At 61.7% G+C, this 24,347-nt stretch carries 21 protein-coding genes and 2 pseudogenes; 15 read left to right on the plus strand and 8 right to left on the minus strand.

What is annotated here, in order from left to right:
- Window positions 1-8: 8 nt before the first annotated feature.
- The 3 genes from RKE40_RS23500 to RKE40_RS23510 are packed head-to-tail and all read right to left on the minus strand — an operon-like array spanning window position 9 to window position 3,368.
- Window positions 9-803, minus strand: coding sequence for an HpcH/HpaI aldolase family protein (locus RKE40_RS23500; RefSeq protein WP_316020626.1), 795 nt, complete (start codon window positions 801-803; stop codon window positions 9-11).
- 40 nt (window positions 804-843) lie between these two features.
- Window positions 844-1,860, minus strand: a complete 1,017-nt coding sequence (locus RKE40_RS23505) for a hydroxyacid dehydrogenase (RefSeq protein ID WP_316020627.1) — start codon at window positions 1,858-1,860, stop codon at window positions 844-846.
- Between the two features lie 59 nt (window positions 1,861-1,919).
- A complete protein-coding gene (locus RKE40_RS23510) occupies window positions 1,920-3,368 on the minus strand; it encodes an FAD-binding oxidoreductase (protein WP_316020628.1) in 1,449 nt (482 codons plus the stop codon).
- 204 nt (window positions 3,369-3,572) lie between these two features.
- On the opposite strand from RKE40_RS23510, the gene RKE40_RS23515 reads away from it, so the two are divergent.
- The 6 genes from RKE40_RS23515 to RKE40_RS23540 all read left to right on the plus strand — a co-directional run bounded on the left by RKE40_RS23515 (window position 3,573) and on the right by RKE40_RS23540 (window position 9,740).
- Window positions 3,573-4,352: an IclR family transcriptional regulator gene (locus tag RKE40_RS23515; RefSeq protein ID WP_316020629.1), complete on the plus strand. Its 780-nt coding sequence runs from the start codon at window positions 3,573-3,575 to the stop codon at window positions 4,350-4,352.
- 32 nt (window positions 4,353-4,384) lie between these two features.
- Complete coding sequence (locus RKE40_RS23520) at window positions 4,385-5,668, plus strand: TonB-dependent siderophore receptor (protein ID WP_316020630.1); 1,284 nt, start codon at window positions 4,385-4,387, stop codon at window positions 5,666-5,668.
- Between the two features lie 6 nt (window positions 5,669-5,674).
- On the plus strand, window positions 5,675-6,796 hold the full coding sequence (locus RKE40_RS23525; protein ID WP_316020631.1) for an ABC transporter substrate-binding protein: 1,122 nt from the start codon (window positions 5,675-5,677) through the stop codon (window positions 6,794-6,796).
- A 17-nt stretch (window positions 6,797-6,813) separates the two neighbouring features.
- Complete coding sequence (locus RKE40_RS23530) at window positions 6,814-7,920, plus strand: DUF2218 domain-containing protein (protein ID WP_316020632.1); 1,107 nt, start codon at window positions 6,814-6,816, stop codon at window positions 7,918-7,920.
- A gap of 477 nt (window positions 7,921-8,397) precedes the next feature.
- Complete coding sequence (locus tag RKE40_RS23535) at window positions 8,398-8,883, plus strand: hypothetical protein (RefSeq protein ID WP_316020633.1); 486 nt, start codon at window positions 8,398-8,400, stop codon at window positions 8,881-8,883.
- Window positions 8,884-8,915: 32 nt separating this feature from the next.
- A complete protein-coding gene (locus RKE40_RS23540) occupies window positions 8,916-9,740 on the plus strand; it encodes an acid phosphatase (RefSeq protein WP_316020634.1) in 825 nt (274 codons plus the stop codon).
- Window positions 9,741-9,845: 105 nt separating this feature from the next.
- Here the strand turns inward: RKE40_RS23540 and RKE40_RS23545 are convergent, their stop codons facing one another.
- The 3 genes from RKE40_RS23545 to RKE40_RS23555 all read right to left on the minus strand — a co-directional run bounded on the left by RKE40_RS23545 (window position 9,846) and on the right by RKE40_RS23555 (window position 12,050).
- Complete coding sequence (locus tag RKE40_RS23545; RefSeq protein WP_316020647.1) at window positions 9,846-10,529, minus strand: Crp/Fnr family transcriptional regulator; 684 nt, start codon at window positions 10,527-10,529, stop codon at window positions 9,846-9,848.
- 101 nt (window positions 10,530-10,630) lie between these two features.
- Window positions 10,631-11,320, minus strand: a complete 690-nt coding sequence (locus RKE40_RS23550) for a Crp/Fnr family transcriptional regulator (protein ID WP_316020635.1) — start codon at window positions 11,318-11,320, stop codon at window positions 10,631-10,633.
- A gap of 64 nt (window positions 11,321-11,384) precedes the next feature.
- Window positions 11,385-12,050: a Crp/Fnr family transcriptional regulator gene (locus RKE40_RS23555; protein WP_316020636.1), complete on the minus strand. Its 666-nt coding sequence runs from the start codon at window positions 12,048-12,050 to the stop codon at window positions 11,385-11,387.
- A 501-nt stretch (window positions 12,051-12,551) separates the two neighbouring features.
- On the opposite strand from RKE40_RS23555, the gene RKE40_RS23560 reads away from it, so the two are divergent.
- From RKE40_RS23560 to RKE40_RS23570, 3 genes are read left to right on the plus strand one after another with little or no spacing between them, the layout of a single operon-like run.
- The gene (locus RKE40_RS23560) at window positions 12,552-13,340 is read left to right on the plus strand and encodes a hypothetical protein (protein ID WP_316020637.1); all 789 of its coding nucleotides are present in this window, start codon (window positions 12,552-12,554) and stop codon (window positions 13,338-13,340) included.
- A gap of 20 nt (window positions 13,341-13,360) precedes the next feature.
- Entirely contained in the window at window positions 13,361-13,621 is a 261-nt protein-coding gene (locus RKE40_RS23565) for a DUF3302 domain-containing protein (RefSeq protein WP_316020638.1), read from the plus strand.
- Window positions 13,618-14,559: an HlyD family secretion protein gene (locus RKE40_RS23570; protein ID WP_316020639.1), complete on the plus strand. Its 942-nt coding sequence runs from the start codon at window positions 13,618-13,620 to the stop codon at window positions 14,557-14,559. The genes RKE40_RS23565 and RKE40_RS23570 overlap by 4 nt, the downstream gene beginning before the upstream one ends.
- Before the next feature lie 112 nt (window positions 14,560-14,671).
- Here the strand turns inward: RKE40_RS23570 and RKE40_RS23575 are convergent.
- A pseudogene (locus RKE40_RS23575) lies at window positions 14,672-15,270 on the minus strand (DUF1214 domain-containing protein); the annotation flags it as partial.
- 295 nt (window positions 15,271-15,565) lie between these two features.
- On the opposite strand from RKE40_RS23575, the gene RKE40_RS23580 reads away from it, so the two are divergent.
- The 6 genes from RKE40_RS23580 to RKE40_RS23600 all read left to right on the plus strand — a co-directional run bounded on the left by RKE40_RS23580 (window position 15,566) and on the right by RKE40_RS23600 (window position 24,198).
- The gene (locus RKE40_RS23580) at window positions 15,566-16,501 is read left to right on the plus strand and encodes a formylglycine-generating enzyme family protein (RefSeq protein ID WP_390893508.1); all 936 of its coding nucleotides are present in this window, start codon (window positions 15,566-15,568) and stop codon (window positions 16,499-16,501) included.
- On the plus strand, window positions 16,485-18,875 hold the full coding sequence (locus RKE40_RS23585; protein WP_316020641.1) for an arylsulfatase: 2,391 nt from the start codon (window positions 16,485-16,487) through the stop codon (window positions 18,873-18,875). Before RKE40_RS23580 ends, RKE40_RS23585 begins: the two co-directional genes overlap by 17 nt.
- A 138-nt stretch (window positions 18,876-19,013) precedes the next feature.
- Window positions 19,014-19,361 (plus strand): HdeA/HdeB family chaperone, encoded by a 348-nt coding sequence (locus tag RKE40_RS23590; RefSeq protein WP_316020642.1) that lies wholly within the window; start codon window positions 19,014-19,016, stop codon window positions 19,359-19,361.
- Window positions 19,362-19,575: 214 nt separating this feature from the next.
- Window positions 19,576-21,441 (plus strand): mechanosensitive ion channel family protein, encoded by a 1,866-nt coding sequence (locus RKE40_RS23595; protein WP_316020643.1) that lies wholly within the window; start codon window positions 19,576-19,578, stop codon window positions 21,439-21,441.
- Between the two features lie 379 nt (window positions 21,442-21,820).
- Window positions 21,821-22,072 carry a GCG_CRPN prefix-to-repeats domain-containing protein gene (locus RKE40_RS29795; RefSeq protein ID WP_390893509.1) on the plus strand — a complete coding sequence of 84 codons (252 nt, stop codon included), beginning with the start codon at window positions 21,821-21,823 and terminating at the stop codon, window positions 22,070-22,072.
- A 290-nt stretch (window positions 22,073-22,362) separates the two neighbouring features.
- Entirely contained in the window at window positions 22,363-24,198 is a 1,836-nt protein-coding gene (locus tag RKE40_RS23600) for a putative bifunctional diguanylate cyclase/phosphodiesterase (protein ID WP_316020644.1), read from the plus strand.
- 43 nt (window positions 24,199-24,241) lie between these two features.
- On the opposite strand, the pseudogene RKE40_RS23605 reads toward RKE40_RS23600, so the two are convergent.
- Window positions 24,242-24,347 (minus strand): annotated as a pseudogene (locus RKE40_RS23605) (IS5/IS1182 family transposase); the annotation flags it as partial.

Below are 24,347 nucleotides of genomic sequence, written 5' to 3' on the forward strand. Positions count from 1 at the left end.
CCGCCACCTCAGGCAATCTGCCGGCCAAGCGCCGGCATCAGGTTGCGGATCGATGAGAGCTCGCTGCCGATCCGGTTGGCGAGCATCGCGGCATCGGAGCCGATCGCGAGAAAGCGGAAGCCCTGCTCGCAGCGCGAGCGGATGTCGTTCGGTCCGACACCATAGGTCCCGAGCGTGATGTTGGCCGCGCCGGCGCTGGCGACGATCTGCGCGATCGTCTCCGCGACGCCCGGACCTTCCCAGGCCCCGATATGCCCGAGACTGGCGGACAGGTCGCCCGGGCCGACAAAGGCGAAGTCGAGGCCTGGGACAGCGAAGATCTCGTCGATCGCCGCGGCCGCATCGGCGGTCTCGATCATCGGAATGACCATGATCTCGTCATTCGCGGTCGCGATGTACTCTTCGACGCGCAGACCCCAGCGTTGAGCCCGCTCGCCGCCAAGTCCGCGCTTGCCAGCCAGCGGGTAGCGGGCGAAGTCCAGCGCCGCCTCGACATCGCGCGCCGAGCGCACGAGCGGCACCACGATCCCGTCCGCTCCGAGGTCGAGGCAGCGCTTGATCGAGTCGATGGCGATCGACGGCACGCGCACGAGCACGGCGAGGTCGCTGCCACGCGCCGCTCGAGCGTGCTCGACGATGTCGCGATAGTCGGTCGCACCATGCTCCATGTCGATGCAGACCCAGTCGAGCCCCGCCTCGATCGCCAGCTCCGTCATCGTCGCCGTCGCCAGCGTCACCCAGAGCCCGAAGGCGGTCTTGCCTTGGGCGAGCTTCTGGCGGAGCGGATTTCTGTAGTTCTTCATCATCTGTGTCCGTGGCGGGCCGAGCTGCAGCGCGGCGAAATCACTTGCCGGCTTGCGAAAGAGCCTTGCCGAGGCGGTAGTTCGGCCGGGTCAGCACGTCCGGATTGACGACACCGGCAAGCTCGCCGCCCGCCAGCGCCTCGAGCACGCTGCCGGCGATCGTCTCGGAGCAGCGCGCCCGGGCAGCGACGGTGTCGCCGGCATAATGGGGAGAAAGGACCAGGTTCGGCGCCGCATTGATCGGGTCGTCCGCCGGCACCGGCTCGGGATCGAGCACATCGAGGCCCGCTCCGAGCAGATGGCCCGAGCGCAGCGCTTCGATCAGGGCGCTCTGCACGACGACGGGCCCGCGCGAGGCATTGACGAAGACGCTGCCCGGCTTCATCCGCGCGAAGGCGGCCGCGTTCATCATGCCGCGCGTATCGACCTTGAGCGGCACATGCACCGTGACGAAATCGGCTTCGGCCAGGCCCTGCTCGAAGGAGACGCGCTCGATGCCGCGCGCCGCCATGGCGGCTTCGTCATAGGCCGGGTCATAGCTCATGACGCGCATGCCAAAGGCCGCCTGGCACTTGCGCGCCATCTCGGAGCCAATCCGCCCGAGGCCGATCACGAACAGCGAGCGCCCCTCCAGCTCCATCGGCAGCTGGCTGTTGCGGAACTCCGTGAAGCGCCCGTCGCGCACGGCGCGGTCGCCGGACATGATGTTCTTGGTCACCGCCATCAGCAGCGCCAGCGCGTGCTCGGAGGTCGACTTGAAATTGACGAAGGGCGTGTTGAGCACGACGATCCCGTGCTCCGTCGCCGCCTCCAGGTCGATCGCGTCCGTGCCGACGCCGTGCATCCCGACCACCTTGAGCGCGGGCGCTTCGGCAAACATGCGGCGCGTCGCGGCTTCCACCCGCACGATGATCGCATCGGCGGCGGAGGCGTTGAGCTGCTCGACCAGCGTGTCCTCGCCGCCATCGGGCGCGAGCGTGATCTCGGCCCGTGCTTTCAAGATATCGACGCCTACGGGACGGATCGTCGGGTGGATCAGGAGGATGTTGGGCCGCATGTTCGGCGTCCTTGTTGCGAATTCGGGCAGGTAATCGTTGGGCAGGCGATCGGTTGGCGCTAGAGCAGGATGCCCGGGTTCATCAGGCCGGCGGGGTCGAAGACGCGTTTGATCTGGCGCATGAATTCGAGCTCGATCGGATCCTTGTGCCGCTGCAGCCGGGCCCGGTTGCTGCGGCCGATGCCGTGCTCGGCGCTGACGCTGCCGCCGAGCGAGACGGTGACCTCGTCGACAAGCGCGTTGACCTCGCCCGCCACCTCGGAAAAGCGCTGCGGATCTAAGAATTTCTCGCGCGGGAAGATCGCGATCGCGTGGATGTTGCCGTCGCCGATATGGCCGACGAAGTAGCTCTTCGCGTCGGGGAACCGCGTCCTGATGCCGTCCTCGACACCCGCCACGAACTCCGGGACACGGGAAACCGGTACCGAGGTGTCATGCGACACCGCCGCGCCGGCCTTCAGATTGGCCTCGGTGACCGAATGGCGGATGTGCCAGATGTTCTCCGCCTGCGCGCCGCTCTCGGCCAGCGTCGCATCGTTGATGCCGCCTGCCTCCATGACCTCGCCAAGCGTTTCGGCCAGCGCCGTCCGCAGGTCGAGCGCCTCGATCGCATCAGTGAGCTCGATGAACGCGTACCATGGCGCCTGCCCGGCCAGCGGGCTGCGCAGCTCGGTGCGCAGGGCCAGGACGAGCTGGTACTCGCTGTCCGACATGACCTCGAAGGTGGTGACGCGTTCGCCGAATTCGCAGCGAATGCGCTCCAGCAGGGCGAGCGCCGCGCCGACATCCGGGAGCGCGACCAGAGCGACCGCGCTCGCTGCCGGTTGCGAGAACAGCTTGAGCACCGCGCCGGTGACGATGCCGAGCGTTCCCTCTGATCCGATGAAGAGGTGCTTCAGATCGTAGCCGGTATTGTCCTTGCGCAAGCCGCGCAGGCCGTTCCAGATCCGGCCGTCCGGCAGCACCGCCTCGATGCCCATGACCAGGTCGCGCATCGGCCCGTAGCGCAGCACGGCCGTGCCGCCGGCATTGGTCGCGATGTTGCCGCCGATCTGGCAGGTGCCCTCGCTGCCGAGCGAGAGCGGGAAGAGCTTGCCGATCTCGCTTGCCGCCTCCTGCACCGCCGCGAGCGGGCAGCCGGCATCGACCGTTATCGTGCTGTTGGCCGGGTCGACTTCGCGGATGCTGCGCATCCGCTCGAGGCTGATCACGACCGAGCGCCCCTGCGCGCCCGGCGTCGCGCCACCGCACATCCCGGTGTTTCCGCCCTGCGGTACGATTGCGATCCCGGCGCGCGCGCAGATCGCGACGGTGGCGGCGACCTCGGCCGTATTGGCCGGGCGGACCACGCACAGCGCAGCTCCCCGATAGCGGCCGCGGGCATCGACGAGGTAGCGCGCCATGTCCCCCACTGTGGCCAGCAGGTTGGCGGCACCGACGACCCCTTCGAATGCGGTGAGGACAAGGTCGCCTTCCGGGGCGTGACGATGACTGGGGTTCTGGCTCATGTTGCGATAATTGATACTTAAGTGTGAAAGATGATAGACTGTTGCGCTGACGATGGAGGTTGTCAATCCGCTTCGAACCTGTGACGAGATTCACCGGGGCGTGCTGCGGGCTGTTCGTCGGAAGAAGGTGACTGCGGCCAGCGGGAGAAGCGCGATGCCGCGCTCCCGGCAGCAGCGATGTGCGAAACCGGAAGGCAGGAGCAGATGACTGAGACTCGCCCGAAACTCTTCAGCATCTCGCTGGAAAGGGGCCTGCTGATTCTGGCGGCGTTCGATCAGGGCGAGCAGACGCTCGGCCTGACGCAGCTCGTCGAGCGCACCGGAATCGAGAAGACCGCGGCCCAGCGCTTCCTCTCGACCCTCGTCGCCATGGGCTATCTGCTGAAGGATCCGATCACCAGACGCTACAGCCTGACTGCCCGGATGCTGCATCTGGGCTCGAGCTTCCTGCGCGGCAACCCGCTGATCGAGCGCGCGACGCCCTACATGCTGAACTGCAACAAGGAGCTCGGCGAGACGGTGAATCTCGGCGTGCTGGACGACGAAGAGATTATCCTCGTCGCCCGCATTCCAAGCCGCGAAGTGGTCAGCCCCAATGTCGGCCTCGGCTCAAGCTTCCCCTGGCACGTATCCGGGCTGGGGCAGTCCATCGTCGCCTACCTGCCCGATGAGCGGAGGCGAGCGCTCGTCAGCCAGGTCAACTTCGTCCGCCGGGCCAGTAACACGATCATGGATGCCGAAGCGCTGCATGCCCGCCTCGACCAGATCCGCAGTTCAGGTTCCGTGTTAGTCATCAACGAGAACTTCGATGGCGACATCACGGTCGCGGCGCCGGTCTTCGATGCGACCGGTGAGGTCACAGCGGCCGTCAATATCGTCGTGACACCCCAGCGCTGGTCGACCGACAAGGCGGAATCCCTCCGGCCGACCGTCGTGGTCCTGGCTAGCGCCCTCTCGTCCCACTACCCTAGTCGCGCGAGGTAGGCGGCCGGCTCAATCATCCTTCAATGTGATGTTTGACCGATCCGAACTATGACGGCTACGAACGCGAGCAGTTCGGAGTGGGCTACATTTTCGAGCACCGCTTCAACGACACCGTGAAGATTGGCTCGCGGCTACGATATGGCGGCCTCGATTCCGACTTCCGCGTGCTTCAGATGGCAGGGCCTTTGACCGGCAATGGTCTCATTCCGCGACACGCGGCGCACGCCGTGGAGCGTGCCTACGGGCTGACGACGGACAACAATGTCCAGCTGGATTTCAGCACAGGTCCCGTAACTCATACCGTGCTGGCGGGTATCGACTTCCGGCGCACCACCAGCGATTTCAAGTTCGACCTGGGCGCCGCGCAGCCCTTGGACGTAACCAATCCACGCTACGGCTTTCCCGTTGGTCCCTTCGCGACCTACACGGACAGCGAGCAGAAGATGCAGCAACTCGGCGTGTATCTTCAGGATCAGATTTCATTCGGTAACTTCCATGCCTTGCTCGGGGTTCGTCACGATTGGGCGGATGAGGAATCGCGCAATCGCCTGAAAAACACGACCCAGACCCAAAGCGAACGGGCGGCCAGCTACCGTACTGGTCTGCTCTACCAGTTCGACAATGGCATCGCGCCCTATGTGAGCTATTCGACGTCCTTCGAGCCGGTGATCGGCGTCGACGCTTCGGGCAAATCCTTCGTTCCGACAGAGGCCAGCCAGTTCGAAGTCGGGGTCAAGTATAAACCCGACTTCATGGATGCGCTCTTCACCGTCTCGGCTTTCGACATCACCCAGAACAACGTGCTGACGCCCGGTCCTGTTCTAGGCTTCAACATTCAGCAGGGCGAAATCCGTTCGCGAGGTCTCGAGTTTGAAGCACGGGGCAACGTGACGCCGAATCTGGAGCTGATCGGGGCGCTCACTCTGCTCAATACGGAAATCGCCGCATCTAATATTTCGCCCTCCGTCGTCGGCAATCGGCCGCAAGGCATTCCGGACTATTTCGGCTCGCTCTGGGCGAACTACAAGTTCGATGCGGGAGCGCTGAACGGGTTGACGCTTGGCGGAGGTGTACGTTTCGTCGGCGCCAGCTACGCCGACGACGCCAACAAGGTTCGAGCTCCGGGCTATACTCTGATTGACGCAGCCATTCGCTACGATCTCGGCGCCGCCAATGCGGCCTGGAAGGGTGCGGAAGCAACTCTCAACGTCACCAATCTCCTCGACAAGGAATACTATTCGGGCTGCAGCACGGGATTCTATTGCCAGGTTGGGAATGGGCGCACGGTACTTGCCGGCCTGCGTTATCGGTGGTGACCCGTCATGGAACTTGATCGACGGGCGTTCCTGACGCTGGCAGCCGCGAGCGCGTTAGGTACCGCAGGGCGAGCCAATGCTGCTGCGTTTGATGTGACTGACATGCTGGGCCGCACGGTCACGCTGCCAGGCCCGCCCAAACGGATCGTGCTGCTCGAAGCACGAGACATTCTCACCATGGCGATGCTGCATCCAGAGCCTTGGCGCCTGGTCGTCGGCTGGGCCGCAACCGAACGGATCGACAGCGACCGCGTGCGGCAAGACTATCAGGACGGTGGCGAGATCCCCCTTGTCGGCAAGCAGTCTCCCGACACGGTATCGTTCGAGGGGCTGTTGTCCCTCGCACCGGATCTCGTTGTCGCGACAAGCTATATGGAACCGGGCGACGGAGCCGGGCTCCTGGCGCAACGACTGAAGGATGCCGGCATTTCGGTCGTTTTCAGCAACAGCTTCGACAATCGCCGGACGATCTCTCCGCTCGACGAGATGGCGCCGCTCATGCGCATGTGGGGCGCGATACTCGATCGCCGCAACGAGGCAGAGGCATTTCTCGCCTTCCATCAACAGCACGCTGAACACGTCCGACGCCTGCTTGACGGTGTGGCCCCGCGAAAAACCTATTTCGAGGTCGGTTCACTCTATGACGATTGCTGCTGGGCTGTCGGCACAAGCATCTGGGGAACGCTGCTGACCGCGGCCGGAGGCCGACCACTCGATGCCGTATCGACCCCTTGGGCCGCAAAGATCCAGCTCGAACAAGTCCTTGCCGAAGGCGCCGAGGTCTACATCGCCACAGGCGGCGGCTTTGCCAGTGCAACCCGTCCGGGGATTGGCCCCGGGCTTTCGGAGATCGAAGCACGCAACGGGCTCCGACGATTAACCCAAAGAACTGGCTTCCAACTCATCGAAGCCGTCAAAAAAGAACGTGTGCACGGGATCTGGACTGGTTTGATCACGACGCCGCCGCTGAACGTCCTTTTTCTCGAAGTCGCCGCCAAATGGCTCCACCCGCAACGATGCCAAGAGCTCGATCCTACGGCCACACTCGGTGAGATCAATCGCCGCTTCTTGCCGAAGCCGATCCCAGGACCGCTGTGGATCAGCCTCGATCCCGAACCTAAACCTTGAGAAGGAGCAAGCCCAGTATGGCCGCTCTCAACGCGCATGCCACGATTGCTTTCCCGAAATTGAACCTATACCTCGAAAAGATCGTCACGCTTCTTGGCGACCATGATATGCGCGTCGAGCCGAGGGACGGCGGATATGTCGTGACTGCTCCCTTTGGAACGGCGAGGCTCACGCCAGGAGCCGAAAAGCTTGGCCTTTCCGTCGAAGCGGAGGACGGCTCCTCCCTCAATCGCATCAAGCATGTCTTGACGAACCTCATTGATTTCGTCGCACGCGCAGAAAACCCGCGGATCGTCTGGTCGGGCGATAAGGCTGGCGATACGGCGCCGACCGATCTGCGCGTCTTAACCGTCCACGGTGTGGTCGACCTGACGCCGCACATGCGTCGCGTCAGGTTCAAGGGTGACGATCTCGCGCTCTACGACGTTGCGGATCAGATTCATTGCCGGTTGCTGTTTCAGCCGCGCGACGTCATTGATCCGCAATGGCCGAAGCTCGGCGATGATGGCCGCATCGTCTGGCCCAAGGGCGGCCAGCAGCTAGCCTCCCGCATCTACACCATCCGTCGCATCAATCCGGACAGCAAGACGATCGACATCGATTTCTATCTTCATGGAGCCGACGGCGCAGGTGTGCGCTGGATCCGAGAAGCAGCACCTGGAAGGATGGTTGGCATGCTCGGGCCTGGCGGGCATGGATCAAAGCCTGCAGATTGGAATGTTCTAGTCGGCGATGAAACCGGGCTGCCTGGCATCGCTCGCATTGTCGAGGAGCTTCCACCTTCGGCGCGTGGCATCGCGCTCATCGAAATTGCGGATGCTGCGGAAGAACAAAAAATCGTAGCTCCTTCGGGCGTGGAAATTCGCTGGCTGCATCGCAATGGGGCTCGGCGCGGCACGGCCGATCTGTTGGAAAATGCCGTTCGATCGCTGGAATGGCCTGAAGACTTCAACGGAACGTTCTTTTGGTGCGGCTGCGAATATGCTGCCTTCCGTTCCATCCGGCATTTCCTGCGCGATACCGTCAAGTTGCCCAAAGACCGGCAGGTCGCATTTGCGCACTGGCGTCGCGGCATGAGCAACGACGATATCATCGAAGCCGGCGGCGACGTGGTCTCGGACTAACGCGAGATTGTCCGCCTCCTGTATGCCGCTATCGCCATCTATGGCGAGAGCGGCATGGGCAAGGCCATGATCATAATTTCGGGACGAGCATCCGCCAAGATTCACCCCGGCAACGTGCGCGTACGCGATCTTCTTTTCCTTGCTATTTGCCTAGAATGATCGCGTCTGCCGCGCGGAGGAAAAGGCGCTGCTCATTTTGGGTATGCCGATGTTTCCGATCGGAAGCCTATGGATGCGCGCGAGCGATAATAAAGACAATTTAACCCAGCTCTGGCCCGCCTTTTCCATGTTTTATTAATTATATGAAACGCAGGCGCCGGCGCGACCCTCTAAGTTTCGTAAAACAATCTGCCGGATTGCTCGATTGGGACAATCTCTCTCCGCGATGCTCTGCATACATGGTTCCGAGAGGGAACAAGTCTTCCTCGCCATGTTGCCTAGCTTGAACGTCTTGCTCGCGCAGTGGAGGGAACTACGATGAATCCAGCCTGGATAAGGGCTGTGTCCCCGGTAATGACCGAACCGAGTGATCTAATCCTTCTCTGGCCATCAGATGGCCACCACGTCGGAGCCGAGGGCGTAAGCAGCCGGTCCATTCTGGACCATGCCCTCAGTTTCACGCCCGAGATGGATTTAGCGGCCCTGCGGGTCTGGGCACAGACGGCGAAGTATCTTGCTGAGCGCGAGGGCAAGTCGAAAGATAACCTACCCCTAAACGATCCCTGGGCCGAAGGGGCCCGCACCGCCATCAGCTTCCTTGATCCTTTGGTTCGAACCGAAAGCTGGCACCCTATCCAGAAGGACAATTACTACGGTGCTCTGGCCAGGCTGAAGGCGATGATCAGCCAGCGCGAGCGTCTCGTTCGCGAGCGCAAGTCAATGCCCACGCGAGCCCGGAAGGGGATGGAGGGGCCCGACAATACACTGACCGTCGAGATCGGTAATACCTCGCGCGAGCGATAGCGCATCAAAATTGATCAATTTCGGAGACTCAGATGAATAGGATGATGCGTTTTGCTACGGCCTCGTGCTTGGCACTTTTGACGTCGGGCGCGGCTCTGGCACAGACAACACCGAATGTGCCTTCCTTGCAGGCTCCTGACCTTGGCCTGGATCTCCTGCCCGGCTATTTGAAGACAAGTGATTTGCCCGACAGTCTGCAACTGCTTCCGCCACCGCCGGCTGAAGAAACGGCCTCGCTTGCGCGAGATGAGGAAGCCAGGCGGGCAACGGTTCCCTTGAGAGGGACAGCTCGTTGGGACCTGGCCAAACGGGACGCCGATCTGAATTTCCCACAGCCGGCCGCGAATTTCTCGTGCGCCATGGGGATCTCGATCAGCGCGGAGAACACGCCCCATCTCTACACGTTGATGCGGAGGATGTTCCTGGACGTCGGGCTCTCCACCTATGGCATGAAGAACAAATTCCACCGCACCCGTCCTTTCGTTGCCCATTCCGAAGCGACGTGCACGCCTGCCGATGAGGATATTCTGCGGACTGACGGGTCCTATCCGTCAGGCCATTCGGCAGTCGGTTGGGGTTGGGCGCTTGCCTTGGCGGAGATCAATCCGGAACGCTCGAACGAACTCCTGGCCCGCGGCCTGGCATTTGGACGGAGCCGGGTCATCTGCAACGCGCATTGGCAAAGCGATATCGAGGCAGGCCGGACCATGGCCGCCGCGACCTTCGCCCGACTGCACGCCGATAGCGGGTTTGTGGCGGACATGAAGGCTGCACGCGAAGAGATCTTGAAGGAGCGTCAAGCCAATAAGCCCGCTAGCGGCTGTGATGCGGAAACCGCAGCGTTGGCTGCGCAATAATAACCCGGCGCCGGCTCGATGCTCGGTCGGCTGACGTGCCATCAAAGAAAGCAAATGCAGTCGGCGAAGCGTCCAGAGGCGGGCTCTTCGCTGGCTGAAGCTGCCTCAAGGACCAACGTCATTCCCGAAGACCTGAAGCGCCTCGGCATTCAAGACCGTGATCGAACCATAGCTGGTCGTCACCCATCCGTTTGCGGCAAATCGTTTCAAGGTGGCGTTGACCTGTCGGCGTGAGGCGGATGCCATCGTCGCGACTTCGGTCTGCGTCAATAGGACGTGTTCGCTGCTCCAGGTCATCCTGTGGAGAACAGACGCAATTCGGCGATCGGGATCGGGCTTCTGCAGATCATGGATGATCCTGATGAGGACTTCGACGCCGTGCAGGAGGTTCGTGCAAAAATTGCGGATGACCAAGGGATCGGCGGCGGTCATTTGATCCATTTGATCGAGGGACAGATACATGGCCCAGGTCTCGACAACTGCGCGCAGTTCGAGCCGCCGCGGTTGGCGGATCAGATAACTGTCTTCTCCGGTCCATGAGCCGGGAACGCCCATATGGACCAATTGCGGTGCATCGGTTTGGGGAGCGGTGTTGACTGATACCCTGCCACTTACAAGACCGTATATGCCTCCGAGCTCGTCGCCGAAGTGATAAATAGCCTCGCCAGCTGAGAACCGCAGCAGGACGGAGCGCCGTAGCACTTCGCGGCGAAAAGGCTCAGGCTGCGTCATCAGCCAGCCATTCTCGCGAAGGATGGCTTCTGCGCGTTCTCTCTTAATCAAGGTCATGCTCAACAGGTTCGCCTAACGCAGAAAGCCGTAAATCAACCCACGAAAGAGTTCATCTTTGAGGATCGATAACTCCAACCTCGGAGAAAGCCGGACTGCCTTCAGTCGCCTTCAGTTGCGAAGAACCGTAGCTTTTCAGGACTGATGATGGTGATTGAGCGATAGCTGGTCTTCAGCCATCCGTTCTCAGCAAACCGCTTCAATGCAGCATTGACCTGCCTGCGCGAAGCACGGGCCATGGTGCCGATCTGGGTCTGCTTCAGCGGGAGGGGCTGCTCACCGATCCACCGAGCCCGATGAAGAACGGAGGCGATCCTACGATCGGGATCGACCCTCTGCAAATCATGGATAACCCTGATGAGAACATCGACATTGCTCATAATGATCTGCCCGAAATTGTAAGCGACCATCGGGTTGGTACTGGCCATGTCGTCCATCTGCTCGAGAGGCAAATACATCAGCCAGGTCTCGACCAATGCGCGTAGTTCGACGCGTCGCGGCTGGCGTGCCAGGAAGCAACCTTCGCCTGCCCAAGCGCCCGGTGCGCCGACATTGATCAATTGTGGTTCATGGTTTGGTGGCGCCGTATTGATTGTCGCCACGCCGCTCACGAGGCCATAGATGCCTCCAAGCTCTTCGCCGAAGCCATAAATCAAGTCACCTGGGGCGAAACTCAACAGGATTGAGCGCTGCAGGACGTCTGCTTGGAAGGACTCCGGCTGATGGGATAACCATCCGTTCTGCCGAAGAATTGCTTCCGCCGTTTCCCGACCAATGGCTTTTGCGCTCATAAGGCGCGTCTAACACATTCTGCCGCGCAGATTGTTCCCACGGTTCAATCTGCCAAACATTCTGTCAGGTTACGTTGGATCTTTGGCCCTCTTCGGCCGCAAAGATCCGCAGTTTCTCTGCATTCAGGATCTGAATGGACCGATAACTCGCCTCAATCCACCCGTTTTGGGAAAAACGCCTCAATGTGGAATTGACCTGTCGGCGCGAGGCACAGGCGGTCGAACCGATTTCGGACTGCGTCAACGGGATGGGGTATTCTCCGCTCTTGGTCATGCGTAACAGCGCGGAAGCGATCCTGCGATCAGGATCCAATTTTTGCAGATCACGGATGATCTTGACGAGAGTGTCGGCGTTCGCCAGCAGAATTTGAGCGAATCTGTAGACAGCAGCTGGGTTGGCGCTGACCATTTCATCCATCTGCTCGAGCGGCAGATACATCATCCAGGTTTCGATCAGAGCACACAGCTCGATTCGACGCGGCTGACGGGTCAGGAAGCCGTCTTCTCCTGTCCAGCCCCCCAACTCCCCGATATGGATCGGCTCTGGAGCCTTGTCAGGGGGAGCGGTGTTGATCGTGACGATCCCGCTGACGAGACCATAGATGCCGCCCAATTCATCACCGCAGCTATAGACCACCTGTCCCGGTGAAAAGTTCACAAGGGCGGTGCGCGCCAGGACATCGGTCTGGAACGCTCTGGGTTGGTGCGACAGCCATCCATTCTCCAGCAAGACGGACTCTGCCGCACTTCGCCTGATCAATGCCGTGCTCATAAAATGCAAGTAACACGAAAATATTATGGAAATTGTCCATATGGAGCAATCTCACTTCGGGACTCGTGCATTTCTCTTATCCGTTAGAATCATTGCCGCCGAAAGTGCCTACACCATGGATCGCCAAGTCTGCCCGCATGCAAGTCTGAAATCGTCGGTTTCGGATGACCGATCGAGGTGCAGAAGCACGGTGGAAAACTTGGCCCCTCGTTATCAGCGGATGCAGGTCGGCAAACCCCGATGCGGCCGCGCCCTTCAGCACGGTTGCGTTTGACGGCATTCGGTTCGGCGCCCGCATCCCTCGATCAGAAGATCAGGACCGATACGAGCCGCGGGCCAGCCGCTCGTTCGCTTCATCGCCGCCCTGACCATCGACGTCAGGCCGGCTCTGGCTCGCGCTGCGACGGTCTTGCCGGCGGCTGCGCGATAGGTCTGTCGCCCATCATCGGAGTTAGCCCCTTGAGATCCGTCATCGCCGCCACTGCAACCCTGCTATCGGCCACATCGCTTCTGGCCGCCGATCTCCCGCCTGCAGCGCCGCGGGCGCATCAGCCGCCGTTGCTGTCGACCACGCCGAGCTTTTCCTTCACCGGCTATGCCTGGGCCGCGGCGCTCGACGGGCGGGCCTCGACCTTGCCGCCCCTGCCGACGACCAATCTCAATCTCAGCTTCGGCGACATCCTCGAGAACATGAATATCGGCCTGATGGGAGCCGCCGAGATGCGGATCGGCCGCTGGGGTTTCGTGGCGGATGCGATGCTCTCGCAGGTCACGCCAGGGGGCACATTGCCAGGTCCGTATTTCTCCTCGGCCAAGGTCCGCTCGCAGACGCTGACGCTGCAGGCCGGCATTCTCTATCGGATCTACAGCGACGAGACCTTCGATCTCGATGTCGGTGCCGGCCTTCGCTTCTGGAATCTCGACACCGAGTTGAAGATCGCACCGGGCACGCTCAACCTGCGGATCGACCACAGCGTCTCGCAGGACTGGCTCGACCCGGTCATCGCCGCCCGCATGACCGCCAGGCTCGGCGGCCCGTGGAGCCTGACGCTCAGCGGCGACATCGGCGGCTTTGACATTGCCTCCAGGCTGACCTGGCAGGCGATCGGCACGGTCAACTACGAGTGGAACGAGAACTGGGTATTCCGCGCCGGCTATCGCGCGCTTTACGTCGATTATCGCAAGGGCGACTTCCTCTACGATACGACGATGCACGGCCCAGTCCTCGCCGCGACCTATCGCTTCTGACCAGGTGCGATGAGGTAGCCATGTCCGCTCTCGATATCTTCGCCTGGATCGTCCTCGTCGTGCTGGTCTTGAGCACAGTCGCGGTTGTGATCTTTCTCGCCATGCTGCCGGGCGTGATCGCCCGCAGGCGCCATCATCCCTGGGTCGAGGCCGTCACTGTCGGCGGTTGGGTGAGTTTCTTCCTCGGCTTCGTGCTGTGGCCGGTCGTCCTGATCTGGGCCTTTGTCGAATGGCCGGTAAAACCGCGCCTGACCTTCGGCGAGGAGGAACCCGCGCCATGATCATGGTTCTCCTCAACGTCTATCTCGCTCTGCTCTTCATCCTGGTTAAGCTCGGGATCATCCGCTTCAATCTGTTCTGGAAGAGCTCACCGGCGATCGTCTTCGTGCTCCTGCTGGTTGGCCTGTTCATCCCGATGAACTGGGGCGCCCCGCAGGGGCCTGCGCTGGTCGCGCGCCATTCGGTGGCGATCGTGCCGGATGTGGCGGGCGAGGTGATCGACGTTCCCGTCCAGGCCAACCAGCCGCTCAAGGCCGGCGACGTGCTGTTCAGGATCGATCCCGTGCCGTTCGAGGCGCAGGTCAAGGCGATCGAGGCCCAGCTCCAGTTCCAGGAATTGCGCTTCGAGCAGACGATGCAGCTCCAGACCCGCGGCGTGGGCCGCAGCCTCGACGTCGAGCAGCATCGGGCCGAGGTCGGGCAGCTGAAAGCCCAACTCGATGCCGCCCGCTGGAACCTCGACAAGACAGTGGTCCGCGCGCCCGCCGACGGCTACGTCACCAATCTCGCGCTGCGCAAGGGTGCCCGCGTCGCCAGCCTACCGCTGGCGCCGGTGATGGCCTTCATCGACACCTCCGAGACGGTCGTCGGCGTCGAGATCGACCAGATCGACGCGCGCTATCTCGCCCCGGGCCAGCCGGTAGAGCTCACCTTCAAGATGCGGCCGGGCACGGTACAGAACGGCAAGGTCGAAGGCGTCCTGCAGGCGATCGCGACAGGTCAGGCCCAGGCCTCCGGGCTCGCGGTCGCGCCGAAAGCCATCGCATCGGCCCCTTTCGTCGTGCGCGTGAAACTCGACGACGACGCGTTCGCCAGATCGCTGCCGGCCGGCAGCACCGGCCAGGCGGCGATCTTCACCGAAGAGGTCAAGCCCACGCACCTGATCCGCAAGGTGCTCCTGCGCCAGATCGCGATCACGAACTACGTCAATCCATTCTGAGCAAGCGGTTCGCGATCTGAAGTCTCGACGACTGCGAAGCAAAAAGGGCGAGGGCAGAATCTCCCCTCGCCCTTGCTCATATTCCGGCGGGGGTCGGCCGCCCACAAGCCCCTTACGGCAAGGGCTGCGGCTTGGGGAAGGTCCACTTGCCGTTCAGGATCTCAGTGCGGGGCTGATAGAGCCGCACCGTGTAGTTCCAGCCCGGCACGGTCGGCAGGCAGTTGGCGATCTTGCCGTCGCAGCCGCCGAACTGGATGGCGATCGTGCCATCGGCGCTCTTCTTCGCCGTCAGGTTGTTCAGCGAATAGGCGTCGTACGTGTTCTTCTCGAAATAGCCCTCGGCGTTGTAGACGCTGACCGACCAGAAGCTGTCGACCGGAACGTTTCCGACATTGAGCCTGTAGACGGTGGCTCCGTCGTTCTTCGGCACGGAACCGCTGAGATAGGTCGCGTCCTTGGCGGGATTCCGCCCCAGCCGGTCGCGGTGCCCGTCAGGTGCTGGATCGGGTCGACATCCTTCTTCGTGCCGAAGGCCTTGTTGTAGTTCGGGATCGTCGAACCGAGCACTGCCAGGGCGTCGCGCATCTTCTTCTGGCTCTCCGGGTCCCAGTTCGGCGCCTCGAATCGTCCGGCGCTCTTCTGATTGAGCTTGATCGCGTCCTGAAGCACGTGGACCTGCTGGACGTCCTTGGGGGCGACGGGGTCAGCCAATCTGGTGCGCGATCGAGCTTCCATATTCTCCCGCGCCTTAGGCCATGCGTATGCGCGCTTCCTGTGCCGCTTCGCGGGATCGCCGCCAATCAGACAGAAACAGGCCTTTCGACAAGGACTGACCAGGCGCCCGATAACCCTGCGAATTGTTCGTTCGGGACAGTTTCGATTCCCAGACCCCTGTATGCCGTCGCGCGGATCGCGGCACGCTCACCATCGCGATGCACGGCGGGGGATGATCATGAACTCCGAGACGGCTCAGGCGGATTTGCCCTCGCAGCATGAGCGCGACGGCATGATTTTCGTGGGCGCCGGCACCTTCTGGATGGGTTCGGATGACCACTATCCCGAAGAGAAGCCGGCGCACCGTGTAAATGTCGATGGGTTCTTCATTGATGAAACGCCGGTCACGAATGCTGATTTTGCCGAGTTCGTGACGGCGACAGGATATCGCACCTTTGCCGAATCCGTGCCCGATCCGCGCGACTATCCCGGCATCCTGCAGGAGATGTTGTATGCGGGGTCGCTGGTCTTTCGAAAGCCGGCTGGGCAGGTCGATCTCAGCGACTGGACGCAGTGGTGGTCGTTTCTCAAGGGCGCCAACTGGCGTCAGCCTTATGGTACACATAGCAGTATCGAGGGGCTTCACGATCACCCCGTCGTCCACATCTCCCATCACGACGCGATGGCCTACGCGCGCTGGAAGGGCAAGGAGCTGCCCACCGAAGCCGAATGGGAATTCGCCGCCAGAGGCGGTCTCGACCAGGCCGAATATGCCTGGGGCTCGGAATTGAGCCCCGGCGGCCGGTACATGGCCAATACCTGGCAAGGGCCATTCCCGGCGGTCAACCACAAGCTTGACGGATACACCCGGACCTCACCGGTGAAGGCTTTTCCCCCCAATGGCTACGGGCTCTACGACATGGTCGGAAATGTCTGGGAATGGACATCCGACTGGTTCGCCCCGAAGCACGAAGCGGACGCGACGAAAGCATGCTGCATCCCCAAAAACCCGCGCGGGGGGCTTGAGGTCGCCAGCTACGACCCGTGTCTCCCCAAGATCAAAATTCCGCGGAAGGTTCTGAAGGGCGGGTCGCATCTGTGCGCTCCGAACTACTGCCGCCGCTACCGACCTGCAGCGCGACATGCGGAGGCGATCGATACTTCGACGAGCCATGTCGGGTTCAGATGTGTTGTCCGGAACGGAGAATCGAATGAAACGGCCTCTTAGTCACCAATTCCGAGCGCGCTGGCTAGGCGTGAGCACGACGCTGCTGATGTTGGGAGCGCCCGCAGCGGCCCTGGCCCAGGAAACGCTGCCGTTCCCGCCGAAGCCCTCAGGAAGCAAAGCCGGGCCGACGATCGCGGAGTCGACCTACAGCCCCCTGCCAGCGAAGTCGCATTTGCCCGCCAATGCGCCCAACATCGTCGTGATCATGCTCGACGACGTCGGTCCGGCGCTTCCGAGCAGCTTCGGCGGCGTGATCGACACACGCACCTTGAGCCGCGTTGCCGGCGACGGGATCACCTATAACCGCTTCCACAATGCCGCGATGTGCTCACCCACCCGGGCGGCGCTGCTGACCGGGCGCAATCACCATCGCGTCGGCTATGGCCAGATCGCCGAGCTGGCGAATGATTGGGATGGCTATTCCGGCCGGATCCCGCGCACATCGGCGACCGCAGCGAAGGTCCTTGGCTATTATGGCTACGCGACGAGCGCCTTCGGAAAATGGCACAACACGCCGGCCAACGAGACCACGGCCGTCGGCCCCTATACGAACTGGCCGGCGGGGCAGGGGATCGGCTTCGACTACTTCTACGGCTTCCTTGCCGGAGAATCCTCGCAATGGGAGCCTGCGGTCGTCGAAAACACGGTCCGGGTGAATCCGTCCGAAGGGAAGAAGGGATATCACTTCACCGAAGACATGACCGACAAGGCTGTCTCATGGATGAAGCAGGTCCACGCGCTGACGCCGGATCGGCCCTTCTTCATGTATTGGGCCCCCGGCGCCTCCCATGGTCCCCATCACATCTTCAAGGACTGGGCGGACAAATATAAGGGCAAGTTCGACGAAGGCTGGGACGTCATGCGCGAGCGCGTCTTCGCCCGCCAGAAAGAACTCGGCTGGATCCCGAAAGACACCGAGCTGACGCCGCGGCCGAAGACGCTGGCCGCATGGGCCGATATTCCCGAGGACGAAAAGCCGTTCCAGCGTCGGCTCATGGAAGTGTTCGCCGGATACACCGAACATGCCGATGCGCAGGCCGGCCGGTTGATCGATGCCCTGGACGAGCTCGGCATCCGCGACAATACGCTCGTCTTCTACATCTGGGGCGATAACGGCTCGAGCGCGGAAGGCCAGAACGGCACGATCAGCGAGCTCCTGGCGCAGAACGGCATTCCTTCCGAGATCAAGGATCATATCCGCACCATGAACGAACTCGGCGGCCTGGACGTGCTCGGGTCGCCCAAGGTGGACAACATGTACCATGCCGGCTGGGCTTGGGCTGGCTCCACCCCCCACCGGTCGACAAAGCTGATCGCCGCGCATTTCGGCGGAACGCGCACGCCGCTCGCGGTGTCCTGGCCGAGTCGGATCAAGGCGGACAAGACACCACGTCCGCAATTCCATCACGTCAACGATATCGTGCCGACGATCTACGACATCCTGCGCATCACGCCGCCGAAGCTCGTTGACGGCGTCAGCCAGGATCAGCTCGACGGCACCAGCATGACCTATTCCTTCGCCTCCCCGACGGAACCGGACCAAAAAAAGGAGCAGTATTTCGAGGTCATGGGCAGCCGTGCCTACTACAAGGACGGTTGGATCGCTTCGGCATTCGGGCCGCGAGTACCCTGGCAGACGGGCGTCGATCCCTCGATCATGAAGTGGTCGCCCAAGAACGATGTCTGGGAGCTCTATGACCTCAAGAAGGACTTCTCGCAGGCGAAGGATGTCGCCGCCGCTCACCCTGCCAAGCTCGCGGAGCTGAAGCAGGCTTTCGATGTGAGCGCGAAAGACAACAAGGTCGATCCGGTGGGCGGCGGGCTGTGGTCCGCGATCTTCCACCCGGAGGACGCACCGTCCAATCCCGCCAAGTCGTTCAGCTTCACGCAGGAGGTCGTCGGCGTTCCCGAGTTCACGGCGCCGAAACTCGGATCGCGTAGCAACCTTGTCACCATCGATGCGGATTTGCAGCCCGAGTCTAAGGGCGTGCTCTACGCGCTCGGCGCCATCTCGGGCGGTGTCGCCCTGTGGGTCGAGGAGGGAAAGCTCAACTACGAGTACAATCTCTTCGAGATCGAACGGACACAGCTGCAAACATCCACCCCGCTCCCGGCTGGAAAGGTCAAGATCGAGGTCGAAACGCGCAAGGCTAGCGGGGTTCGCCCCGCGCCGCTCGACATCATCATCCGCGTGGACGGCAAGGAGGTCAGCAAGGGGCGTGTTCCGCGCTCGGCAGCACTTACCTTTACCGCCAATGACGCCTTTGACGTCGGCCGGGACAGCTATTCCCCCGTCTCGCTTGCGTATTTCGACCGCAAGCCCTTCGCCTTCAATGGCAAGATCCGGCATCTGAAAGTCGACTATCTGGATTGAGCCTCGACCAGCCGGAGGCGGCGAGCCGATCTTCGCCGCCTCCCTTCAAGTTCCGACAGCGCGGAAACTCCACCTTTCAGAGCTGGGCGGAGGCACATTCCGGCCAAATCCGCCACAGAAACACAAAAGGGAAATTCGATGACGAGAAGACACGCTCTTGTTTTGGCCATTGCGCTTTCGACGCCGCTGATCCCGGCCCAGGCCCAGACGGAATTGAGCGCCTATGCCGACAAGAATGGATACGTCAATGTCCAGAAACTGACCTGCGGGCAGCTTGCCGGAACGTTCCAGGAAGATGCGAACTTTCTCGGCATCTGGTACAGCGGCTGGTATAACGGCCTCGGGAAGAAATCGTCCGTCAATCTGCCCAGGGTCAAAGAAGGCATTCATGAGCTGATCGTCTATTGCAAGGCAAATCAGGGCTCGACGATCATCAATGCCATCGATGTGCTTTTGAAAGCTGAGAAAGCACGCAACGCCAAATGAGACGACGGTCCGTGCCTGACGGACTCGGGCACGGACCGTTCTCCATGAGTCACTCGACTGCGTTTCCTTGCAGGGCCGACGCCACCTCGAAGCGCGAGCCGCAGTAGTATGCGGCTTATTTGGTGCGTGCTCACTGGGGACCTTCTTCGACGCTTTTCATATTGAGCCACGTGATCAGCTCTCCACGATCCTTCCTGGGCGGTGGAAAACTCTCTTGCTGGAAACTCAGCTGACGCGATTTGACTACGATCACCGATTTCTGCGCGAGATAGAGGCCATGGCTGTTGGCTCCAAGACGGACGAGATCGAGGCTGCATCGGCGATCCTCGGTCATTTCATCACCCTGATCGAAAACGGATTGGCGGCACGGTTCTCGGGATGGCTCTCGGCCGCAGGCGGCTGGCGCGACTTTCTGCAAGAACTTGAAGCCGCAGGTTACAGCTCCGCTTTGCTGGCCCTCGGCGTGGCGGCAACCTGCCTGGCTGCCGTTGTCGCGACGGCTGCGGTTGCCAGGCTCATCACCGGCGGGCTGAAGCACAGGCCTGTGCTGAGTGCGGTCGCCTGGCTCGCAGCCACCATGATCGTGATGCTGGCGTCCTGGGGCCTGCTGCTGGGCTTCGTCGCCGACCCGGTGCTTCGCGGCGCCTTGCTGAACTGCGCCGCGATCTCGTCGCTGGCGACCACGATCTGCTTGCCATTAGCCGCCGGGCGCAGGTCGGTCGTCTGGGCCTGGCGCCGCGACGTCGCGATCTCGATCGGCGTCGTGGCCAGCGGCCTGGTGGTGCTGGCCTGCCTGCGGGCCTGGAATGCCGCCGACCCGCTGCGAGATCTCTTTGCCACGTTTGCAGTGTCGCTGCCGTTCACCGTCCTGCTCGCGGCGACGTATGTTCGCCATCGCGAGTTGGTCGCGAGGGCTCTGTCGTTCGGCAGCGCGACTGGATCGCTGCGCCGGAAGCTCGCCGGGAGCTGGCCCTGGCTCGTGGTGGCGCTTGTCGTACTCGCCTTCGTCTTCGTTCAACTGGCCCTGACCCTCGGAAGGCCGATGCGGGGCGGGCCATTGGTGCTTTCGCTTCTTCTCGTTCTCGCCGGCCCGCATCTCGACATCGCCATCGACCGGCGCGGCTGGCGCGCGGCCCGGACGCAGGGAGGCGAGCTCAGGGGCGTGCTGTGGCGCACCTTCCGGATCGTCGTGGCATCGTCGATCTTCGCGATCCTGGCAACGCTTTGGCTCCTGCCCATCCTCGATGTCTCCGGCATTTCGCGCGGCAGCGTCGTCTTGAAGGCAGCCGAAATTCTGATGCTCGTGCTGGTCATTGCCTTCTGCTGGAACTGGGTGGCCATCATGGCTGCGCGCGTGGGATCTCATACGCCGGGTGATCCGCAGACTGGCGCCTCGGTGGTCGGCACGCGGATGACCACCGTCGGCCCGCTGCTCGTGGGCCTTTCCAAGGCCGGCCTGCTGACGCTGGGCGCCCTGACGATCCTGGTCATGCTGGGCATCAACGTCTGGCCGCTCATCACGGGCCTGTCGATCTTCGGCCTGGCGATCGGCCTCGGTTCGCAAACCCTGGTCAAGGATGTGGTGGCCGGCCTGTTCTTCCTTGTGGACGACGCGTTCCGCCACGGCGAGTATATCGAGACCTCCGGCGCGAAGGGCACCGTCGAGAGGATCTCGCTGCGATCCGTTTCCTTGAGGCACCCGCGTGGTCCGGTTGCGACGATCCCCTTTGGGCAGATGGGGAAGATTCAGAATTTCAGCCGGGAATGGGTCGTCGAGAAGATGCTGTTCCGGGTCGCGTTGGACACCGATGTCGAAGCCGTGCGGAAACTGTTCAAGAAGATCGGGCAGGAGATCGCCGACGATCCGGAACTCAACGCCGACCTCATCGAGCCGTTCAAGAGCCAGGGCATCGGCGCCCTCGAGGAAGGAACATTGGTGATCCGCGGGAAGTACAAGGCCAGGGCCGGCCGTCAGTTCCAGATCCGCAAGGCGATCCTGTCGAAGGTGCGGGCCACGCTGCAGGAAAATAATATCAAGCTGGTGCCGAAGCCGCTTCATGTGCCGCAGATGGGCGGATGAGTCTTGCTGCCAACCGGTAGTGCCGGCTGGCCGCGATCTTCACTGACCAGGTTTATCCCGCGCGTCTGATCCGCAAGGTGAGCTGCATCAGGTTGCGAGCAATGGAGTGAATCCGTTCCGAACGAGCTCTGTTCCTCCGATGGCCGGCAGGGCGGGGAGGCATCCCAACATTGCACCAAATTGCTCGGCAGGAACAATCTCGGCGTTGTTTTCCGGTATTGGAAGAAGAGAGCTGCGTGTGAGCCCATTTGGCGGCCTAGCGGCCCAGCTATATTCTAAGATTGGATAGGAACCGACCCAAATGCTCGTAAAGATTGTTTTGGCCTCCATGGGTGTCACGTTCATCGCCCTGACATCGTTCGGGGTGCAGGCCATGCCGATGTCATACGCTCCGGCACAGGCAGCGGCATACGACGTCACAAAGGTCGCGGGCGGATGCGGTGTCGGCTTCTATCGCGGGCCGCTCGGCGGCTGCGTCCGGGCTGGCGAGAGGGCCGTGATTGCGCCGCGCCCCGTGGTTGTCGCTCCCCGGCCGATCGTCGTGGCTCCCCGCCCCGTTGTGGTCGCTCCTCGCCCGATCGTTCGCCCCCGACCTGTCGTCATTGATCGGCGGCCGATTGTGATCCGTTGAATCGTGCCATGCCTGACTAAATCAGCCTGAAGCGGGGGAAGGAAAATGCATAAGCAATTGAAAGCCATGGCCGCGCTTGTAGCGGACTTCGGATTGCTGGTTGGCCCAGGGCGGCGCAGGAAAATCCCGTCACAGCCATCGACATCGCGCTGGAGCCGGACGCATCCATGCTCACGCACGCGGTGGCTACCTGCCGCACATGTGGCAGTTGGATGATGAAAACGGCTCGACTGTCGCGCGGGCACCAGGCCTCAGACTTTATCAAATAGCTTCCAGCTCAGAGTGATATCGTGACCAAGCCGGTAGAAGCTCTCCACGGAAATCAGTCGAATCTCGAATCCGAGATGGTTGTCATGCCGCATCTTGAGCAGATGCTAGAAGACATCTCGGACAAAATGCGTCTCCCCTCCCGGCTCGATCCGGGCGATTGTTTGATTCGCGATGCATTCGACAGTGCTTATCCCGTAGCCGCTGCAGACGTTCGTGGAACCATAATCTACGTCAATCGCAAATTTTGCGAGATGAGCGGTTATTCCGAAGAGGAGTTGATCGGTTCCAATCACCGACTTCTCAATTCCGGTGAGCACAGTACTTCGTTCTTCCGAGGTATGTACCGTCAGATCGCATACGGCAAAGCCTGGCACGGAGAGATCTGCAATCGCCGTAAGGACGGGTCGCTCTACTGGGTCGACGGCACCATCGTTCCGCATATCCCCGAGCGTGGGAAGATCAGCCGCTGCACCTCAATCTGGTTTGATATCACGGAACGTAAGCTGCTGGAGGAGGAGCTGCGCGCGAGTAAGGAAAACCTCAAGCGGCTCGCCAGCATCGATCCCCTGACTGATCTGGCGAACCGCAGGCGGTTCCAGGAACACATCAGTTCCTTGGTCCATGAGTACCCGCGCACAAAGCGCGAATTTCACCTCGCTCTTTTGGACGTCGACAGGTTCAAGGAGGTCCACGACACCTTTGGCCATCCGGCCGGCGACGATCTCCTCAAAACGGTAGCGACCCGCCTGCGCGCGATGGCTGACCAGCACCTGCTCGTTGCCCGCCTGGGCGGCGATGAATTCGGGCTGATCTTGACGGCCTGTTCGAGTGAACAGGCGAATGCCGTCTTGGAGGCAGCAATAGAGGCGATCCGCCAACCCATGCTGATCGCTGGCACGTCGCGACGCTGTTCGGCGAGCCTTGGCGTCGCGACTTTCCCAATGCACGCCGAGGACGGCGCCGCCCTGCTGAAGGCCGCGGGCTTGGCCCTTCATCACGCCAAGATGAATGGCCGGGACCGTATCGAGAACTTCCAGCCGGAGTTTCGAGATATCGCCGAAAAGAAGGCATTTCTCCTGGCCGAAATTGAGGGTGGCCTTCGGCAGGGTGCCTTCGAGTTCCACTATCAACCCATCGTTCCGCTTGCGGATCACACTCCGGTTTCGCTCGAAGCATTGATGCGCTGGCGCCACCCGCAACGAGGCCTGCTGTCGCCCGCCGGCTTCCAGGAGGGCTTCGCCGATCAACAGGTTCGTGCCGCCTTCGGTATGTACATGCTGACGAAGGTATTCGGCGACGTCACCGCATTCCAGTCGTACGGGCTCGCGGTCGGCCGCATCGCGCTCAACTTGACGAGCTCCGATTTCCAATCCGACGCATTTCTGGATCATTTTTTCAAACTCAGCGCGGAGACCGGCGTCCCGTTGTCCAGCTTTTGCGCCGAGGTGACCGAAGGCATGTTTCTGGGACCAAGTCAGAAGCGTGTCGAGTGGGGCCTTCATCGTCTTCATGAAGCCGGGGTCGAAATCGCCCTCGATGATTTCGGAACAGGCTTTGCCTCGCTCACGCATCTGCGTCAGCTTCCGATCGACCGCTTGAAGATCGACCGCAGCTTTGTCGCCAACATGGTCTTGTCAAATGAGGATCAGGCCATTGTTCGCGGGGTGATCGATATTGCCCATAATTTGGGTGTGGTCGTTACCGCTGAAGGTGTCGAGACAGTCGAACAGGTCGAACTGCTGACCGATCTCGGCTGCGACATGCTGCAAGGCTGGTACTTCGGCAAGGCTTGCGAAGCCGGACGTTTGCCCGCGCTTCTTGGTGCCCTGCCCGATTGCCGAATACAGCGTGCCTGACGCAACTGCCTAGGGTCCGGACCCTAGGCTCAGGACTCATTGATCAGATCCAGAAGATGACGGCTGCGGCGATGCAGATGGCTGAGAAGAAGGTGTGGGCGCATCGGTCGTAGCGGGTTGCGATGCGCCGCCAGTCTTTGAGCTTGGCG

The sequence above is a fragment of the Allobosea rubneri genome (assembly GCF_032464875.1).
In the GTDB taxonomy this organism is placed as follows: domain Bacteria; phylum Pseudomonadota; class Alphaproteobacteria; order Rhizobiales; family Beijerinckiaceae; genus Allobosea; species Allobosea rubneri.

Bases quoted from the DNA above. Each gene is read 5' to 3' on its own strand.
- RKE40_RS29795 (WP_390893509.1), top strand. From the start codon at position 21,821: ATGTCATACGCTCCGGCACAGGCAGCGGCATACGACGTCACAAAGGTC.
- RKE40_RS23580 (WP_390893508.1), top strand. From the start codon at position 15,566: ATGATTTTCGTGGGCGCCGGCACCTTCTGGATGGGTTCGGATGACCAC.
- RKE40_RS23540 (WP_316020634.1), top strand. From the start codon at position 8,916: ATGAATAGGATGATGCGTTTTGCTACGGCCTCGTGCTTGGCACTTTTG.
- RKE40_RS23570 (WP_316020639.1), top strand. From the start codon at position 13,618: ATGATCATGGTTCTCCTCAACGTCTATCTCGCTCTGCTCTTCATCCTG.
- RKE40_RS23535 (WP_316020633.1), top strand. From the start codon at position 8,398: ATGAATCCAGCCTGGATAAGGGCTGTGTCCCCGGTAATGACCGAACCG.
- RKE40_RS23525 (WP_316020631.1), top strand. From the start codon at position 5,675: ATGGAACTTGATCGACGGGCGTTCCTGACGCTGGCAGCCGCGAGCGCG.
- RKE40_RS23505 (WP_316020627.1), bottom strand. From the start codon at position 1,860: ATGCGGCCCAACATCCTCCTGATCCACCCGACGATCCGTCCCGTAGGC.
- RKE40_RS23550 (WP_316020635.1), bottom strand. From the start codon at position 11,320: ATGAGCGCAAAAGCCATTGGTCGGGAAACGGCGGAAGCAATTCTTCGG.
- RKE40_RS23510 (WP_316020628.1), bottom strand. From the start codon at position 3,368: ATGAGCCAGAACCCCAGTCATCGTCACGCCCCGGAAGGCGACCTTGTC.
- RKE40_RS23545 (WP_316020647.1), bottom strand. From the start codon at position 10,529: ATGACCTTGATTAAGAGAGAACGCGCAGAAGCCATCCTTCGCGAGAAT.
- RKE40_RS23515 (WP_316020629.1), top strand. From the start codon at position 3,573: ATGACTGAGACTCGCCCGAAACTCTTCAGCATCTCGCTGGAAAGGGGC.
- RKE40_RS23585 (WP_316020641.1), top strand. From the start codon at position 16,485: ATGAAACGGCCTCTTAGTCACCAATTCCGAGCGCGCTGGCTAGGCGTG.
- RKE40_RS23530 (WP_316020632.1), top strand. From the start codon at position 6,814: ATGGCCGCTCTCAACGCGCATGCCACGATTGCTTTCCCGAAATTGAAC.
- RKE40_RS23500 (WP_316020626.1), bottom strand. From the start codon at position 803: ATGAAGAACTACAGAAATCCGCTCCGCCAGAAGCTCGCCCAAGGCAAG.
- RKE40_RS23565 (WP_316020638.1), top strand. From the start codon at position 13,361: ATGTCCGCTCTCGATATCTTCGCCTGGATCGTCCTCGTCGTGCTGGTC.
- RKE40_RS23590 (WP_316020642.1), top strand. From the start codon at position 19,014: ATGACGAGAAGACACGCTCTTGTTTTGGCCATTGCGCTTTCGACGCCG.